Source organism: Ensifer adhaerens, assembly GCF_002007205.1.
Classification (GTDB): domain Bacteria; phylum Pseudomonadota; class Alphaproteobacteria; order Rhizobiales; family Rhizobiaceae; genus Ensifer; species Ensifer adhaerens_D.
In genome coordinates this window covers 611,686-625,253 of the sequence record NZ_LAZS01000012.1, presented here as the reverse complement: position 1 = coordinate 625,253, position 13,568 = coordinate 611,686, and the positions used below count along the sequence as shown (strand labels likewise).

General features: G+C 63.4%; 16 protein-coding genes. 11 read left to right on the top strand and 5 right to left on the bottom strand.

Going from position 1 to position 13,568, the window contains the following annotated elements; genetic code table 11:
• Positions 1-44: 44 nt before the first annotated feature.
• From XB14_RS27705 to XB14_RS27675, 7 genes are all read left to right on the top strand, one after another.
• Positions 45-944 carry a LysR family transcriptional regulator gene (locus XB14_RS27705; protein WP_077966620.1) on the top strand — a complete coding sequence of 300 codons (900 nt, stop codon included), beginning with the start codon at positions 45-47 and terminating at the stop codon, positions 942-944.
• Between the two features lie 594 nt (positions 945-1,538).
• Complete coding sequence (locus tag XB14_RS27700) at positions 1,539-2,582, top strand: transporter substrate-binding domain-containing protein (protein ID WP_077966619.1); 1,044 nt, start codon at positions 1,539-1,541, stop codon at positions 2,580-2,582.
• A 29-nt stretch (positions 2,583-2,611) separates the two neighbouring features.
• Positions 2,612-3,193 carry a protein-tyrosine phosphatase family protein gene (locus XB14_RS27695; RefSeq protein WP_143348564.1) on the top strand — a complete coding sequence of 194 codons (582 nt, stop codon included), beginning with the start codon at positions 2,612-2,614 and terminating at the stop codon, positions 3,191-3,193.
• A 44-nt stretch (positions 3,194-3,237) separates the two neighbouring features.
• Complete coding sequence (locus XB14_RS27690; protein WP_077966617.1) at positions 3,238-3,807, top strand: GntR family transcriptional regulator; 570 nt, start codon at positions 3,238-3,240, stop codon at positions 3,805-3,807.
• Positions 3,807-4,316 carry a protein-tyrosine phosphatase family protein gene (locus XB14_RS33400; protein WP_077966611.1) on the top strand — a complete coding sequence of 170 codons (510 nt, stop codon included), beginning with the start codon at positions 3,807-3,809 and terminating at the stop codon, positions 4,314-4,316. The genes XB14_RS27690 and XB14_RS33400 overlap by 1 nt, the downstream gene beginning before the upstream one ends.
• Before the next feature lie 8 nt (positions 4,317-4,324).
• The gene (locus XB14_RS27680; protein ID WP_077966608.1) at positions 4,325-5,518 is read left to right on the top strand and encodes an ABC transporter permease subunit; all 1,194 of its coding nucleotides are present in this window, start codon (positions 4,325-4,327) and stop codon (positions 5,516-5,518) included.
• Entirely contained in the window at positions 5,515-6,612 is a 1,098-nt protein-coding gene (locus XB14_RS27675; RefSeq protein ID WP_077966606.1) for an amino acid ABC transporter permease, read from the top strand. Before XB14_RS27680 ends, XB14_RS27675 begins: the two co-directional genes overlap by 4 nt.
• 3 nt (positions 6,613-6,615) lie before the next feature.
• On the opposite strand, the gene XB14_RS27670 is transcribed toward XB14_RS27675, so the two are convergent.
• From XB14_RS27670 to XB14_RS27650, 5 genes are all read right to left on the bottom strand, one after another.
• Entirely contained in the window at positions 6,616-6,972 is a 357-nt protein-coding gene (locus tag XB14_RS27670; RefSeq protein WP_234804156.1) for a DUF3016 domain-containing protein, read from the bottom strand.
• Positions 6,969-7,115: a hypothetical protein gene (locus XB14_RS33395; protein WP_179119690.1), complete on the bottom strand. Its 147-nt coding sequence runs from the start codon at positions 7,113-7,115 to the stop codon at positions 6,969-6,971. The genes XB14_RS27670 and XB14_RS33395 overlap by 4 nt, the downstream gene beginning before the upstream one ends.
• Before the next feature lie 406 nt (positions 7,116-7,521).
• A complete protein-coding gene (locus XB14_RS27660; RefSeq protein WP_077966600.1) occupies positions 7,522-8,058 on the bottom strand; it encodes a hypothetical protein in 537 nt (178 codons plus the stop codon).
• Positions 8,059-8,104: 46 nt separating this feature from the next.
• Positions 8,105-8,641 (bottom strand): hypothetical protein, encoded by a 537-nt coding sequence (locus XB14_RS27655; RefSeq protein WP_143348562.1) that lies wholly within the window; start codon positions 8,639-8,641, stop codon positions 8,105-8,107.
• A gap of 94 nt (positions 8,642-8,735) precedes the next feature.
• Positions 8,736-9,155 (bottom strand): hypothetical protein, encoded by a 420-nt coding sequence (locus tag XB14_RS27650; protein WP_077966596.1) that lies wholly within the window; start codon positions 9,153-9,155, stop codon positions 8,736-8,738.
• 170 nt (positions 9,156-9,325) lie between these two features.
• Between XB14_RS27650 and XB14_RS27645 the strand changes: the two genes are divergently transcribed.
• From XB14_RS27645 to XB14_RS27630, 4 genes are all read left to right on the top strand, one after another.
• On the top strand, positions 9,326-9,535 hold the full coding sequence (locus tag XB14_RS27645) for a hypothetical protein (RefSeq protein ID WP_077966594.1): 210 nt from the start codon (positions 9,326-9,328) through the stop codon (positions 9,533-9,535).
• 394 nt (positions 9,536-9,929) lie between these two features.
• Positions 9,930-11,408, top strand: a complete 1,479-nt coding sequence (locus XB14_RS27640; protein ID WP_077966592.1) for a sugar ABC transporter ATP-binding protein — start codon at positions 9,930-9,932, stop codon at positions 11,406-11,408.
• A gap of 58 nt (positions 11,409-11,466) precedes the next feature.
• A complete protein-coding gene (locus XB14_RS27635) occupies positions 11,467-12,450 on the top strand; it encodes an ABC transporter permease (RefSeq protein ID WP_077966590.1) in 984 nt (327 codons plus the stop codon).
• A gap of 107 nt (positions 12,451-12,557) precedes the next feature.
• Positions 12,558-13,544 carry a substrate-binding domain-containing protein gene (locus tag XB14_RS27630; protein ID WP_077966588.1) on the top strand — a complete coding sequence of 329 codons (987 nt, stop codon included), beginning with the start codon at positions 12,558-12,560 and terminating at the stop codon, positions 13,542-13,544.
• Positions 13,545-13,568 lie beyond the last annotated feature (24 nt).

Below are 13,568 nucleotides of genomic sequence, written 5' to 3'. Positions count from 1 at the left end.
CAATATTTCTCTCGATTGAATTGCGATTTTTGAAACAATAGAAGATGAACGACCACAAAGCCCTGAAGATCTTCCTGATGGCCGCCGAGAAGCGCAACTTCGCTCAGGTTGCCCGCGAGCTCGACATGACCCCCGCCGCCGTCACGCGGGCGATCGCGGCGCTTGAAGATGATCTCGGAGTGCAGTTGTTCGTTCGCACAACGCGCCAGGTGTCCCTGACGACGGACGGCGCCGTTTTCGCCGCCCAGATCCAGCCGGCAGTCGAAACGCTCGAAAACGCGCGGCGCGACGTCAAGAACGCCCACAAGGCCGACCAGGGGCGTTTGAGGATCAGCGCACCGACCTGGCTCGGCAAGAGGGTGCTGCCGCCGATCCTTTCCGGCTTTCGGGAACTCTACCCGAAAATGTGCTTCGAGATCTCGCTCTCGGACGGCCTGATCGACATCGTCGATGACGACTACGATCTCGCGATCCGCATTTCGTCGGCGCCGTCGGACAAATTTACGATCTGGCGCAAGATCAAGGTGGTCCCGAGGATACTGGTGGCAGCGCCCGGCAGCCGGTTTACGGAGATGCAGCACCCGAGTGAACTGAGCCCGGACGATTGCCTCGCTTACAGCGGCGAAAGCCGACGGGAGAACTGGCTGCTTTCCGACAGTGGCTCAAGCATCACCATCGTTGCTGGAAGGGCATTCAGCGCCAACAATGGCGAAGTGCTTGCCGACATGGCCGCAGATGGCGCCGGCGTGGCGATGCTGCCCGGGTTTGATATCGCCGAGCATATCCGCAGCGGCCGGCTCGTCCATGTCTTGCGTGGCTGGTCGCCACCGGACCTCTGGCTGACACTCTACTATCCGCCCTACCAGGCCCTGCCGCCCCGCATCGCAACGTTCTCGAAATTCTTCGAGGAACAACTGCCCGCGCATATGGTCATGCTCGACTAGAGGGTGATCGAGGCCGGCAGGATGGCGGTAAAGACGGTCGCCTACGGGGAAGCTGGGGCGAGATCGACTCCGCATCTGATCTCGACATTTACAGCCCCGCGACCTGACCGTGGGGGCCAAGACGTCGATCGGCTCCGCAACACTCCGGGGCCGCTGCGGCACATCCTGATCTTTTCTGTCTTTTCGCCGCAAAGCCTGAACCCAGGCGTCCTGCCCCGCTGTCGATCATCGCCAGCGGCGCATCGGATGACCGTTTTGCGCTTGAACTCAGTGGTTGAAGCCTAGCTAATTGGCCTCCAAGAACACGCATCGTGTCCATATTTTTCAGATGGTTGGCGGCCTTCGTTGGGATCTTTGGTGAAGTCCCTCATGGGCCACGGCCTGCACATGCTCGGCCGTGCCCGGCATACCGCAGGGCGCGAACCTGAACCCTCGCGCACGGTCTCCATCGCCTCCGGCGCCGGCAAGCGTTGACGGCCGTCGGCATTCGGTTTTGTCCCGCTACTACCCCGTTGACAGCAGGAAAAACCGCTCATACGTTACACATGTATACAGGTATAGCTGTCTTTACCTGACAAAGAGGGGGAAAACATCATGCTTCGGTCTTATCTCGCGGCAGCGCTCGCCTGCGCCGCCAGTCTTGCCATTACGTCCCATGCTCAGGCCGGTCCGGTTTTCGATGATGTGGTCTCCGGCGGCAAGCTCGTCTGCCTCGTCAGCCCCAGTGCGCCCGGCTTCTCCGTGCCTGACAGCGCCGGCATCTTCCAGGGCTTCAATGCCGATTTCTGCCGCATGGCGGCAGCCGCGATCCTCGGCGATGCGAGCAAGGCGGACATCCGCGGCATCGGCTTTTCCGACTCGCTGAAGAGCCTGGTCTCCCGCCAGGCGCACATGGCCTCCCGCTCGGTCACGGAAACCGGCACGCGCTCGGCCGATCCCGGCCTCGCCTTCGTCGCGACCACATTCTATGACGGCCAGGGCTTTATGGTCCCGAAGGCGCTGGGCGTGAAATCCGCCGCAGAATTGAAGGGCGCGACGATCTGCGCCGAGGACGGCTCGACGACGCTGCTCAACATCGCCGACTGGTTCGCTGCCCAGGGGCTTAGCTACAAGGTCGAGAACATTGCCGACAAGACCGCGCGCCTGCAGGCCTTCTTCGCCGGCAAGTGCGACGCCTACGCCTCCGACATGACGGCGCTTGCCGCCGACCGCCGTCTCGCCAAGAACCCAGACGACTACGAACTCCTGCCGGAAATCATCTCCGCCGAGCCGCTGACGCTGGTGACCCAGCCGGATGAGACCCTGGAAAAGGCCGTGCGCTGGGCCTTCCAGGTCATGTTGAATGCCGACGAGCTTGGCATCAACTCGACCAATGTCGATGCGACCATCGCCGATCTCGACAAGCAGCCGAAGGCCGTGCAGCGTCTCTTCGCCAAGGACGGCGCGGCCGCGGACATGGCCGCCAAGATGAAGCTGCCCGCCGACTGGGCCTACCAGGTGATCAAGCAGGTCGGCTCCTATGGTGAAGTGTTCGACCGCCATCTCGGTCCCGCGACGCCCTTCAAGCTCACGCGCGAAGGCAGCCAGAACGCCTCGACCAGCAATGGTGGCCTGATGTACGCCTATCCGATACGGTGAGGCGAGCGGCCAGAAGGAGGCACGGCGGCGTGGCGGATAGAGACGAACCCATATCCATCCGCGCCACCGTCGACTGCCCCGGCGGGGGACGCCTCGTGACCCTCGGCGCGCCCGGCGTGACGATCGATCCTCGCGGCGAGCTCTGGGTCGATCCCGAGGGCATCGACGAGACGCTCGCAGCACTTGCCGCCTGCGGGACCGATCTCTTCCTGTTCTTGGCGCGCGACGGCGACTGCCCGCCCGGCTACCGAACCCTGCTGCGCAGGCACGTCAGGCGGTGGGGCATGGCGTTTACCGCCTTGCCGATCGACGATTTTTCCGCACCCGGCGCGGCGTGGATGCGGGCGTGGCGACGGCTGGAGGGGCGGGCTTCGGCTCTGCTGGTCAGGGACCGCGCCATTGCCCTCTGCTGCAGCTACGGCGCCGGTCGCAGCGGCATGATCGCCGCGCACATTCTCAACGCGCGGGGCCTTTCGGTCGAGGAGGCCCTGTCGACGGTGCGCCGGGCCTTTCCGGAATCGGTCGAAAGCCCGCTTCAGGAAGACTGGCTGCACAACCGGGACAACGGCCGCGCGCATGCGCGCCAAAGCACAGGAAAGGGGAAAGCGTGAGCTTGCCGCAAACATCGAGATCCGGTCCGCCCCGTTCGGAGGATATGCTTCAGGAGTTGCGCTTCCGCATCTGCACGACCGATCCCGATACGCCGATGATGCTGCACGAGGGCAAGCTGGCGCAGGAGTTCGGCGTCAGCCGCACGCCGATCCGCCAGGTCCTGCAGCGGCTTGCCTTCGAGCATCTGCTCGAAACGCGCTCGGGCGTGGGCACGGTGGTGAGCACGCTCGATCCCGCCCAGCGCAACCTGCATTTTTCCATGCTGTCGGACATGCTGACCCTGTGCACGCGATGCTGCGTGCCGAATTTTGCCATGCCCGCCCGCATCCAGATCGCCACGATCGGCGAACTTGCCGCCAACCCCGGCGAGGCGCGTGTCGAAAGCTACTTTGCCATCCGCGCCCGGTTTCTCGAACTGGTCTCCGGCCTGGTTCTCGACCCCATCGCCGCCGAGGCCCATGCCGCCCTGCACTGGCGGGTGATCCGCTGGCGCATGCAGGCAGTGAATGCGGATATCGAGGCGGCATTCTCGGCGCTGCGCACGACCGTGGCAGCGGTGTCGACGGCGCAGACGCCGGCCGACCTTCTCTCGGGCGTCGCGGCGGAAATCTGATGAGCGATACACATTTCCTGCGCCCCCTCCGGCTGCCGTCAGGCATTGCCGGCACACTCTGGCTCGGGCCGATGCCCGGTCGTCTGCGCCCGTTCGGCGACGACATGGACGACCTGCGCGCGCAAAAGATCACCCGCATCGTCTGCCTCACCCCGCCTGCGGAGATCGAGGCGAAGGCGCCCGGCTACGCTGCTGCCCTTGGCGGCGGGATGGATGTTCCCGTCGTGCGGTTCCCGATCGCGGATTTTGGCGTGCCCGGGGACGAGGCCGGCCTCTTCGCGCTTGCCGGCGAGACGGCGCGGGCGATTTCTGCGGGCGACCGCGTCTTCGTCCATTGCGCGGCCGGCATAGGCCGCACCGGCACCTTCGCCATCTGCATTCTGCGTGCTTTCGGCCATGATCTGGCTGAGGCGACCGCCCTTGTCGCAAGCGCCGGGTCCGGGCCGGAGACCGAGGCGCAGAAGGCGCTGGCCGCCCGCTTTGCCCTACCCGCCGAAATCAATCCCTGAGCGCACCCATGGACCGAAAACTGCAAATTCCTCGCGTCCCGCAGGACGGTCCGCCCAAGGCAGGACCTGCTGTTTCCCTGGCCGACATCGGTGTCGGCCTTGCGATCCTCGCGGCCGTCGCCGTCATCGCGTTCAACGTCCATTCCAACATGCTCGCGGCCGGCATCCGGCCGGGCTTTGCCTTTCTCACCCAGCAGGCCGGCTTCGATCTCAGCGAAACGCTCATCCCCTATGGGGCGAATGACAGCTATCTGCGGGCGATCCTCGCCGGCCTTGCCAACACCGTCGTCGTCGCGGCCGCGAGCCTCGTCATCGCATCGCTTGCCGGCCTGCTGCTCGGCCTTCTCAGCGTCAGCGCATCGCCGGCCGCGCGCTTCTTCGCGCTCGCCTATGTCGAACTCTTCCGCAACCTGCCGAAGATCTTGGTTCTCTTGATCATCTTCGTCACTGCGGTGAACGGACTGCCTGCCATCCGGCAGGCGCTGGTGCTCGGCCCCTTCACGATCTCCAACCGGGCGATCTACCTGCCCTGGCTTTCGCAAGATCCGCGCAATACGCTCTGGCTCCTCGCAAGCCTCTTTCTCGTTTGCGCGCTCATCTGGCTGTGGGCGCGCCATGCCACCCGCCGCCAGGCCCTGACCGGCCGTCGCATGGCCGTTCTGCCCGTTGCGCTTGCCCTTTGCGTCGCTGTCCCGACGGTACTTGCCATCGCGCTCAGCGCGCCGCTCGGGCTCTCCTGGCCCGCCCTTGCAGGATTTTCGGTGGAGGGCGGCGCCGCCCTTTCCATCCAGTTCTGCACCGTGGCCGTGGCACTTGGCCTTTATCACGGCGCGCAGATCGCCGAGGTGCTACGCGGCGGCATCGAGGCCGTTCCGAAGGGCCAGATCGAGGCCGCGGCGGCGCTCGGCCTCAAGGGCGGCCAGACCAACCGGCTCGTCATCATGCCCCAGGTGCTGCGCACGGTCGTTCCGCCTCTCAACAACCAGTTCGCCAATCTCCTGAAGAACACCTCGATCTCGATTGCGGTCGGTTATTCGGACCTCATGTCGGTTGCCGGAACCGCGATCAACCAGACCTTCCGGCCGCTGGAAACCATGCTGATCACCATGTCGATCTACCTGCTGCTCTGCCTTGTGCTCACGGGCGTGCTGAACCATTGGAGCGCGGGCACTCGCGCCCGGGAAGGAAGGGGCGAGCGATGAGCGGCGTGACGCAATCGATTGGCTCCGGCCGGTTTTCCGCCTGGCTGCTGAGGCAGCTTTCCCGACCGGGGGCTAGCTTCCTGTCGCTGGCAAGTGGTGGCCTCGTGCTCGCCATCCTTTGGACCGTTGCCGATTGGCTCGTCCTGTCGGCCGTGCCGCCCCTCGCCGATCCGGCCGCCTGCGCCGAGGCTGCGGGCGCCTGCTGGCCCTTCTGGATGGAGAAATCCCGCTTCATCCTGTTCGGCACCTATCCGTTCGACGAGCAGTGGCGGCCGATGCTCGTCTCGCTCCTGCTGCTCGGCCTTTCCATCGCCACCGGCCAGATGGCTGTCAGCGGGCGCTGGCCGGACATGAGGCTCTTTGCCGGGCTCTGGCTGGCGGGCATGGCCGCGTCCTTCGCACTCATGGGCGGCGGCATCCTCGGTCTCGTTACCGTTGATGCCACCAGATGGAACGGCCTGCCGATCCTCCTCATCCTTTCCACCATCGCGCTCGCCCTGGCGCTGCCGGTCGGGGTACTCCTCGCGCTCGCCCGTTACCAGACGCGCCATCGGTTGCTGCACCGTGCCGCAGGCGCTTATGTGGAGATCATGCGTGGCGTACCGATGGTGACGCTGCTCTTCGTCGGGGTCTTCGTGCTGCCACTGACGCTCCCCAAGGGCATGGCCATCGATCCGATCGTGGCGGTCCCCATTGCCCTCGTCTTCTTCCATGCCGCCTATTTCGCCGAGGATGTGCGCAGCGGTCTCATTGCCCTGCCGGTCGGCCAACAGGAGGCAGCCTCTTCGCTCGGTCTCGGCTTCTGGCAGAGTGCCCGCCTGGTGCTCTTGCCACAGGCGATCGAGCGGGCCATGCCCGCTTTGGTCAACAGCACCATCGGCGCCTACAAGGATACGTCCCTTGTCGTGATCCTCGGCCTGCACGACCTCAGCGCCACCGCGCGCATGGCCTTCAGCGACGTCGCTTGGGGCAATCAGGCGCTGGAGGCCTATGCCTTCGTCGGCGTCTGGTTCCTCATCTCCTGCTCCTACCTTTCCTGGATCGGCCGACGGCTCGCCGCGCGGGCAGCACAAGGCCGAAATCGGAGCGTGTGACCATCAGGGTCTGGCGGGCTGAAGCCTGACGAAGCGCTTTCGGAACCAATCGCGCAGCATCGCCTTTTCATAGGGGTGCGGCTCCATCGCGGCGCGGCCCGACGAGTTCCAGAGGTAGTTCAAATCGCGGACGCTCTCCTCCCCTTGGACCAGCACCCGCCCATTCTCTCTGAGCACATACCGAAGCTTGAACCTCGGCGGCGTCGAATCGCGAAGGATGCGCACGTCATCGAAGTCCGGTCGCCAGGGTTCGTATTGACCGGCAAGCCGTACGTCCAGGACGTCGATCTGAAGCGCCTGCCCTTTCTTCAAGTAGCGCGTACCGAGCTTCTCGAAATAGGTGCGAAACTCCGCGATCAACCGATTGCGCTCGCTGACGCTGCGGAAATCGGGATCCCGGACGTCTCCGGACGCACGAAGTTGACGGATACCGACGCATTCGCGGTTCCCCCGGAGAGCACCGCGACGATTGCGATAAGGGCAAGGCGGGTTGCGATGCGCATGTCAGCCTCCATAGCACCATGGAAATGTAGGCCGAAAACCTGCCACCTCAAGACCGCAACCGCCGTCGGGACGTGCAACACCACTTCATCCTGATCCATCACAGAAGGCCCTGATCCAAAGATCGTCAACACGGATCAATGTCGAAGGCCGAAGAAGCAAGCCTCAAGCCAGATACACTACCAAAGATGGAATTTCTCGCTGGAAACGATATGTTGAAGTGCACCGCGACAAAACTCAGACACTCTCCTGGACACTTTGACCGCGCTTCCGACACCGCCGCCGTCGAACAACCGCGTCTACCGGAACCGATCTTGGCGCCACAAGCGCTCGAGGCCTTGCGGTTTCCCTGGATGATGGGTGGAGCGCCGGCGACACAAAGGAGAACCAAGCCCGGCTCACGGCGTCCTAGTTTGCTCCAAACCGCTCAAGCATCTGTCGAAGCAGAGCATTCTCCTGTCGGAGCCGCTGAGCCAGAAGAGCTTTCAGTCCGCGGTTTTCATCCTCGAGCGCAGCGAGCGCGTCGACGGCGACTGGAGCGGCAGTCGCCATCGTCTTGTTTTGCGGACGGCGTGCGACACGCGTTGGACGAGGAGGCTTCGGAGTCTGAGAGACCTTAACTGGAAGATCCGCGTTTACGTGCGCGGCTAAAGCGTCTTCGGAGCGAGCCGGGAGGACAACAGCCTCTTCCGGCAAAGCTGAAGAACCGGCGATTGGCGGAGCGCCACCGACCGTACCCCCATCCTGATCAGAGCCCTCGGTGCTCTGAGGCGGAGCAAGGTCCGCGGCTTGACCGACCGTCGCGAAGAGATGCGGCGCTTCGCTCTCAGCCGCGCGCGCCAGCGCCTTCAGATCGGTATCGCCCCAGATCGAGGCGGGTCGGGTTGCCGAACGCCGGCGAGCCGACTTCACTTCGACGATAAACTTTCGCTGCTGTGGTTTCATCGATATCCAGGGGGCCCGAGCAGCAGGCTGGCGCGCGCCAGGCGCATCAAAATCGCTCGAGCATCTTCTTGAGTTGGGCGTTCTGCAAAGACAGTTTTTTTGCCAGCTGCCGCCTCAGTTGTCTGATGTCCTCGTCCAATGCGGCAACCTCATCGGCAAAGGCGATCGGCGGCACGCGGGCGTCGGAATTTGCAACTCCATACTCGACACCGGCAGCCACTGCAACGTTTCGTGCGTTCGGTTTCTTGCCCCGTGCCTGCTGTTTGGAAGGTTTTCGTCTGGGCGGGGCTACCGGCTCGGCGGCTCGTGCCTGCTCGGGCGCGATGGCCGAGCGTGTTTTGTCGCTGACCGTTTCGACAACAGCGCTACCCGTTCCTTCGGCACCCGGATCGCTTTCGACCTCGACCGCCGCCGCCTCTACAGTCGCGGTCGCCTCAACAGGCGTTGGAACGACAATAGGGGCTTCCGCCGCCATCGGCGGCGCATGATGTTTTTCGGGCCCGGCTTCAGGCGCGCGCTCCGGCTGCTCGACGGCTCTGCCTCTCGACGCCAGATCAGCCAAGAACTTCCATGGTGATTTCATGATGTCCCGTCACCCCGGACTTATGCCAGGCCCATCTCGAAAAGACGCTATGACGAAGACCGACCGCATCAGCGATCGGCCTTTCACCGAGTGATCAGTTGAGCCCGAGCCGCTTGCGCAGATCGGCATTCTCCGCCCGAAGTTTGTCGGCGAGCGCCTTGCGCAGCCGGGCATTCTCTTCCTCCAGCTGAAGAAGATCCGCAATCTCGTCGAGGACCGGAGCCGGCGCTTGTGCCGACGGCTTCGGCGCGGTCCTTTTTCCGGTGGCCTTGGCGGCAGCCTTTGCCCTTGCCTTGACGGCAGGCGTCGGCTGACTTGCCGCCTTCACCTCAGTCGAGGTTTCCTTGCGCTTGCGGCCCCTCTTGGCGCCCGGCGCAACACTTGCCTCTGCCGTCGCTGCATCCGCAGCGACCTTCTTTGCCCGCGGCCCGCGCTTCTTGGGCGCAGCCACGTCTGCCGGCGTGGTCGCTTCGACGGCTGCGGTGGTCTCAACCGGTTTGATTTCATCTGCCATGGGTTTTCCCTCTCCAGCTCTAAAGAACTTTTCCGATGAGCGAAGCTTGGTGTCAATGATTACTCCGGCAACGCGATCGGAACTCTGTCGATATCGGTGCTACATTGCGTGAGGCCGTCTTTTGAACAGACGTTCTTTACAGCCGCACGGCCCAAGACGATGGAAGCGAGATGACGACCCGTAAAGACATAGCCGATCGCGTCATCGCCAAATGGCGCGATCTCGGCTTTCCGATCGACGACCATGCGGAATTCCAGGCCCTCTTGAAGCTTTGGATCAACGGTGACGTTTCCGTCGATGATATCAGGCGCAGATATGTGAAGTTGCTGCAGGAACGCTACGGTAAGAAGACGGACCCGGACAGGCGTTCGCCCAAGTAGGTTCGCATAGTATCGGCGGCGGCTCCGAACGTATTCGCTTCACGCGGCGATGCGCCTTTGTGGTCGTCAGGCGCTCAGCCCGCCCCGATCTCGAGGTGCCTTCCCGCCAAGCGGTGCCAGCCGCACTTGCCGCCAGCTGCAGCTGCCGCAGCGTCGAGCAATGGTGACCAACGAACGCGCCGACACGCACGAACTCATCTCTCATGCTGTGCCTTCGAAGCACGCCCAACTGACACGCGTAGGCGCGAAACAGTATCTCCGCTCGTCTGACGGGAGCGTGCGATGCCAAATTGACAAAAGACGGCTCGCGGTTGTCAAAAGTAAAAATGCTGTATTGACATATGTCGATCTATCAGTGATTTTTGTCTAATTGAATGAAGCGTGGGAGGAAGCCATGCAGTCTTTGCTGAAAGTTGAGGGGCTGAAGAAGTCGTTCGGCGGCGTTGCCGCGCTACGCAACGGCCAGCTCGAACTACAGGCGGGCTCCGTCCACGCCCTTTGCGGCGGCAACGGCGCCGGCAAATCCACATTCCTCTCGATCCTCATGGGCATCCAGCAACGCGACGGCGGCACGATCTGGCGACGCGGCAAGGAGGTTCTCTACGGCAACCCCGCCGAGGCGCTGGCCTCCGGCATTGCCATCATCGAGCAGGAACTAAGCCCGGTTCCGCATATGACGGTCGCCGAGAACATCTATCTCGGGCGCGAGCCGTCGGCGCGTTTCGGCGGCATCGACTTCAAGAAGATGAACCGCGACGCGCAGCACCTGCTCGACCGGCTCGAATTCAATATCCGCGCAACGCAGACGATGATGAATCTCTCGGTCGCGCAGATGCAGCTCGTCGAAATCGCGAAGGCATTCAGCCATGAAGCCGAAGTGATCTTCATGGACGAGCCGACGTCGGCCATTGGCGAAAAAGAGGCGCAGCATCTGTTTGCCGCCGTTGCCCGCCTGAAGGCCGAGGGCAAAGGCGTCGTCTATGTTTCGCACCGGCTATCGGAGATCTTTCAGATCGCCGATTCCTATACGGTTTTCCGCGATGGCGGCTATGTCGATAGCGGCCTGCTGGCGGATATCGACCGCCCCGGCCTCATCCGCATGATTGTCGGCCGCGAACTGGGCGAAGAATACATCAAGACGAACGAGCCTCAGGGCACCATCGGCCTGGAGGTTTCCGGGCTCTCCCTGCCCGGCAAGATCGACGACATTTCCTTCTCCGTCCGCAAGGGTGAGATCTTCGGCATCTACGGCCTTATGGGATCGGGCCGCACCGAGATATTCAACTGCATCTTCGGCCTCGATCGACCGAGCCAAGGCGAAATTCGCCTCGAAGGTGAACGCGTCGACGTGAGCAAGCCCGTCAACGCGATGGCGAGCGGCATCGCCTTCGTCACCGAAGACCGCAAGCTGACCGGCCTTAATCTCAGCGACAGCGTGCGCGGCAACATCAGCCTTGCAAGCCTGCCGGAAATGAGCCCGAACTTCGTCATGAAACGCCGCGAAGAGGCAGCCGCCAGCGCCGAGATGATAGCGCGCTTCGGCATCAAGGCCGCCCGCGACACCATGCCGGTCTCGGGGCTCTCGGGCGGCAATCAGCAAAAGGTGGTGCTCGGCAAGTGGTTCCTGCGCAATCCGCGGCTGCTGCTGCTCGACGAGCCGACCCGCGGCGTCGACGTCGGCGCCAAACGGGAAATCTACCGCATCATCTGTGACTTCACCGCCTCCGGCGGCACGGTGGTGATGATTTCGTCCGAAATCGATGAAGTGCTCGGCATGTCCGACCGCATCCTCGTCATGCGGCAAGGAAAATCCGCCGGCATCTACGATCGCCGCGCAACGGACGCGCAAGCGCTCGTCCACCTGTCGACCTGAGCGCGCCCAAAATCCCGCGCCGCCAGCGATTGCCCGACACAAGAGAGGCTTCTGAACCGTGTCCAACATCGAGAACAAACAGTCCCGGCCGTGGTTTGCCGCCGAAAACCGCAGCACGCTGATCCAGGAATACGGCATCTTCCTCGCCTTCCTACTGCTCGCCGTCATTCTTTCTGTCTCGAACCCGTATTTTCTGACGCCGGGCAACATATCCAACGTGCTCCTGCAAACGTCTATCAACGGCGTGCTCGCGATCGGCATGACCTTCGTCATCCTCACGCGCGGCATCGATCTTTCGGTCGGCTCGGTGGTGGCGCTTGCCGGCATGGTCAGCGCGAGTTTCGCCACCACTTCGGCGAGCGCGGGCATCGCCGGCGCGCCCTACCCCTTCCTTCTGGCGCTGGCGATCGGCATCCTCGTCGGCGTCGCCTGCGGCACGCTCGTTGGCGTCATCGTTTCCCGGTTCTCGGTTCCGGCCTTCGTCGCGACGCTCGGCATGCTTTCTGCGGCCCGCGGCATGACGCTGATCTATGGCGGCGGCAAGCCGGTACCGGCGCTGACACCTGAGTTCCGCTGGATCGGAACGGGCAACATCCTCGGCATACCGATGCCCGTCATCCTGCTGGCCGTTGTCTTTGCCGCCTCTTGGTGGATCCTCACGCGCACCCGCTTCGGCCGCTATGTCTATGCCGTCGGCGGCAACCCGCATGCGGCCAAGACGTCGGGCATCAACGTCACGCGCATCCGCTTTCTCGTATACGTGATCTCCGGAGCTCTTTCGGGACTGGCAGGCATGATGCTCTCGGCGCGCACCGGCTCCGCCCTGCCGCAGGCCGGCATCGCCTACGAACTCGACGCCATCGCAGCCGTTGTAATCGGCGGCACCAGCCTTTCCGGCGGTGTCGGCCGGGTGACGGGAACGCTGATCGGCGCGCTCATCATCGGCGTAATGAACAACGGCCTCGATCTGATGGGCATCCAGTCCTACTACCAGCAGGTCTTGAAGGGCGCGCTGATCGTCGGCGCCGTGATGCTCGACTAGAAACGCAATCAGGGTCTCTGACCCGCAAGAAAACGGCCACCAAACGGCGGCCGTCAACCAGTCCGTGCGTCATGACGGCGGCGGAACCAAAAAAATGGAGGAGTAGCATGAAGAAACTCGTGATCGCCCTGGCTTCCGCCACGGCTCTCTTCGCCTCGTCGGCCCTTGCGCAGGAAAAGATCAAGATCGGCGCGGCGCCTTACGGCCTCAACGCCGAGTTCATGCAGATCTGGTCGGCGGCCCTCGAGGATCATCCCGCCGTCAAGAGCGGTGAAGTCGAGTTGACCGTCTTCGACGGCCGCTACGATGCACTTGTCCAGCAGGAACAGTTCAACACGATGATCACGCAGCAGTTCAACGCGATCATCTTCGTGCCGATCGACATCGAGGCCGGCGCGACCGCCGTGCAGGCCGCCCACGACGCCGGCATTCCGGTCGTCGGCTCCAACACGCGCGTCAACTCCGATCTCCTGACCGCCTATGTCGGCTCCGACGACACGGTCTCCGGCTACATGGAAGCCAAGACCGTGCTCGACAAGATCGGCTGCAAGGGCAACGTCGTCATCATCGAAGGCCCGATCGGCCAGTCCGCGCAGATCTCGCGTCTCGAAGGCAACAAGAAGGCGCTCGCCGAGTGCCCGGACGTGAAGGTGCTGGAACAGCAGACCGCCAACTGGTCGCGCGCCGAAGCGCAGACCCTGATGGAAAACTGGCTGACCGCGCACAAGGGCCAGATCAACGGCGTCATCGGCCAGAACGACGAGATGGCGCTCGGCGCAATCGAAGCGATCAAGTCGGCCGGCCTCAACGTCAATGACTTCGCCATTGCCGGCATCGATGGCGTGACCGATGCTTTGACGGCCGTCAAGGAAGGCACGATGACGTCGATCCTGCAGGATGCCCGCGCCCAGGCGCAGGGCGCGCTCGACCTCGCGATCTTCCAGGCGAGGAAGGGCGACTACAAGCCGCAGTCCGACATCTGGGCGCAGTATCCGGACATGCCGTTCAACGACGGCAAGGACAAGGAATACAACGTTCCGTGGACGCCGGTCACGACCGAGAACGTCGATAAGCTGCTCGAAGCACGCAAGTAAGACACGTCAACGCGGGGCGGCATG

Excerpts from the sequence above, each read along its gene's own strand:
- XB14_RS27650 (WP_077966596.1), bottom strand. The coding sequence starts at position 9,155 with ATGGCAGATGAAATCAAACCGGTTGAGACCACCGCAGCCGTCGAAGCG.
- XB14_RS33395 (WP_179119690.1), bottom strand. The coding sequence starts at position 7,115 with ATGCGCATCGCAACCCGCCTTGCCCTTATCGCAATCGTCGCGGTGCTC.
- XB14_RS27640 (WP_077966592.1), top strand. The coding sequence starts at position 9,930 with ATGCAGTCTTTGCTGAAAGTTGAGGGGCTGAAGAAGTCGTTCGGCGGC.
- XB14_RS27690 (WP_077966617.1), top strand. The coding sequence starts at position 3,238 with ATGCTTCAGGAGTTGCGCTTCCGCATCTGCACGACCGATCCCGATACG.
- XB14_RS33400 (WP_077966611.1), top strand. The coding sequence starts at position 3,807 with ATGAGCGATACACATTTCCTGCGCCCCCTCCGGCTGCCGTCAGGCATT.
- XB14_RS27655 (WP_143348562.1), bottom strand. The coding sequence starts at position 8,641 with ATGAAATCACCATGGAAGTTCTTGGCTGATCTGGCGTCGAGAGGCAGA.
- XB14_RS27645 (WP_077966594.1), top strand. The coding sequence starts at position 9,326 with ATGACGACCCGTAAAGACATAGCCGATCGCGTCATCGCCAAATGGCGC.
- XB14_RS27705 (WP_077966620.1), top strand. The coding sequence starts at position 45 with ATGAACGACCACAAAGCCCTGAAGATCTTCCTGATGGCCGCCGAGAAG.
- XB14_RS27630 (WP_077966588.1), top strand. The coding sequence starts at position 12,558 with ATGAAGAAACTCGTGATCGCCCTGGCTTCCGCCACGGCTCTCTTCGCC.
- XB14_RS27700 (WP_077966619.1), top strand. The coding sequence starts at position 1,539 with ATGCTTCGGTCTTATCTCGCGGCAGCGCTCGCCTGCGCCGCCAGTCTT.
- XB14_RS27680 (WP_077966608.1), top strand. The coding sequence starts at position 4,325 with ATGGACCGAAAACTGCAAATTCCTCGCGTCCCGCAGGACGGTCCGCCC.
- XB14_RS27675 (WP_077966606.1), top strand. The coding sequence starts at position 5,515 with ATGAGCGGCGTGACGCAATCGATTGGCTCCGGCCGGTTTTCCGCCTGG.
- XB14_RS27660 (WP_077966600.1), bottom strand. The coding sequence starts at position 8,058 with ATGAAACCACAGCAGCGAAAGTTTATCGTCGAAGTGAAGTCGGCTCGC.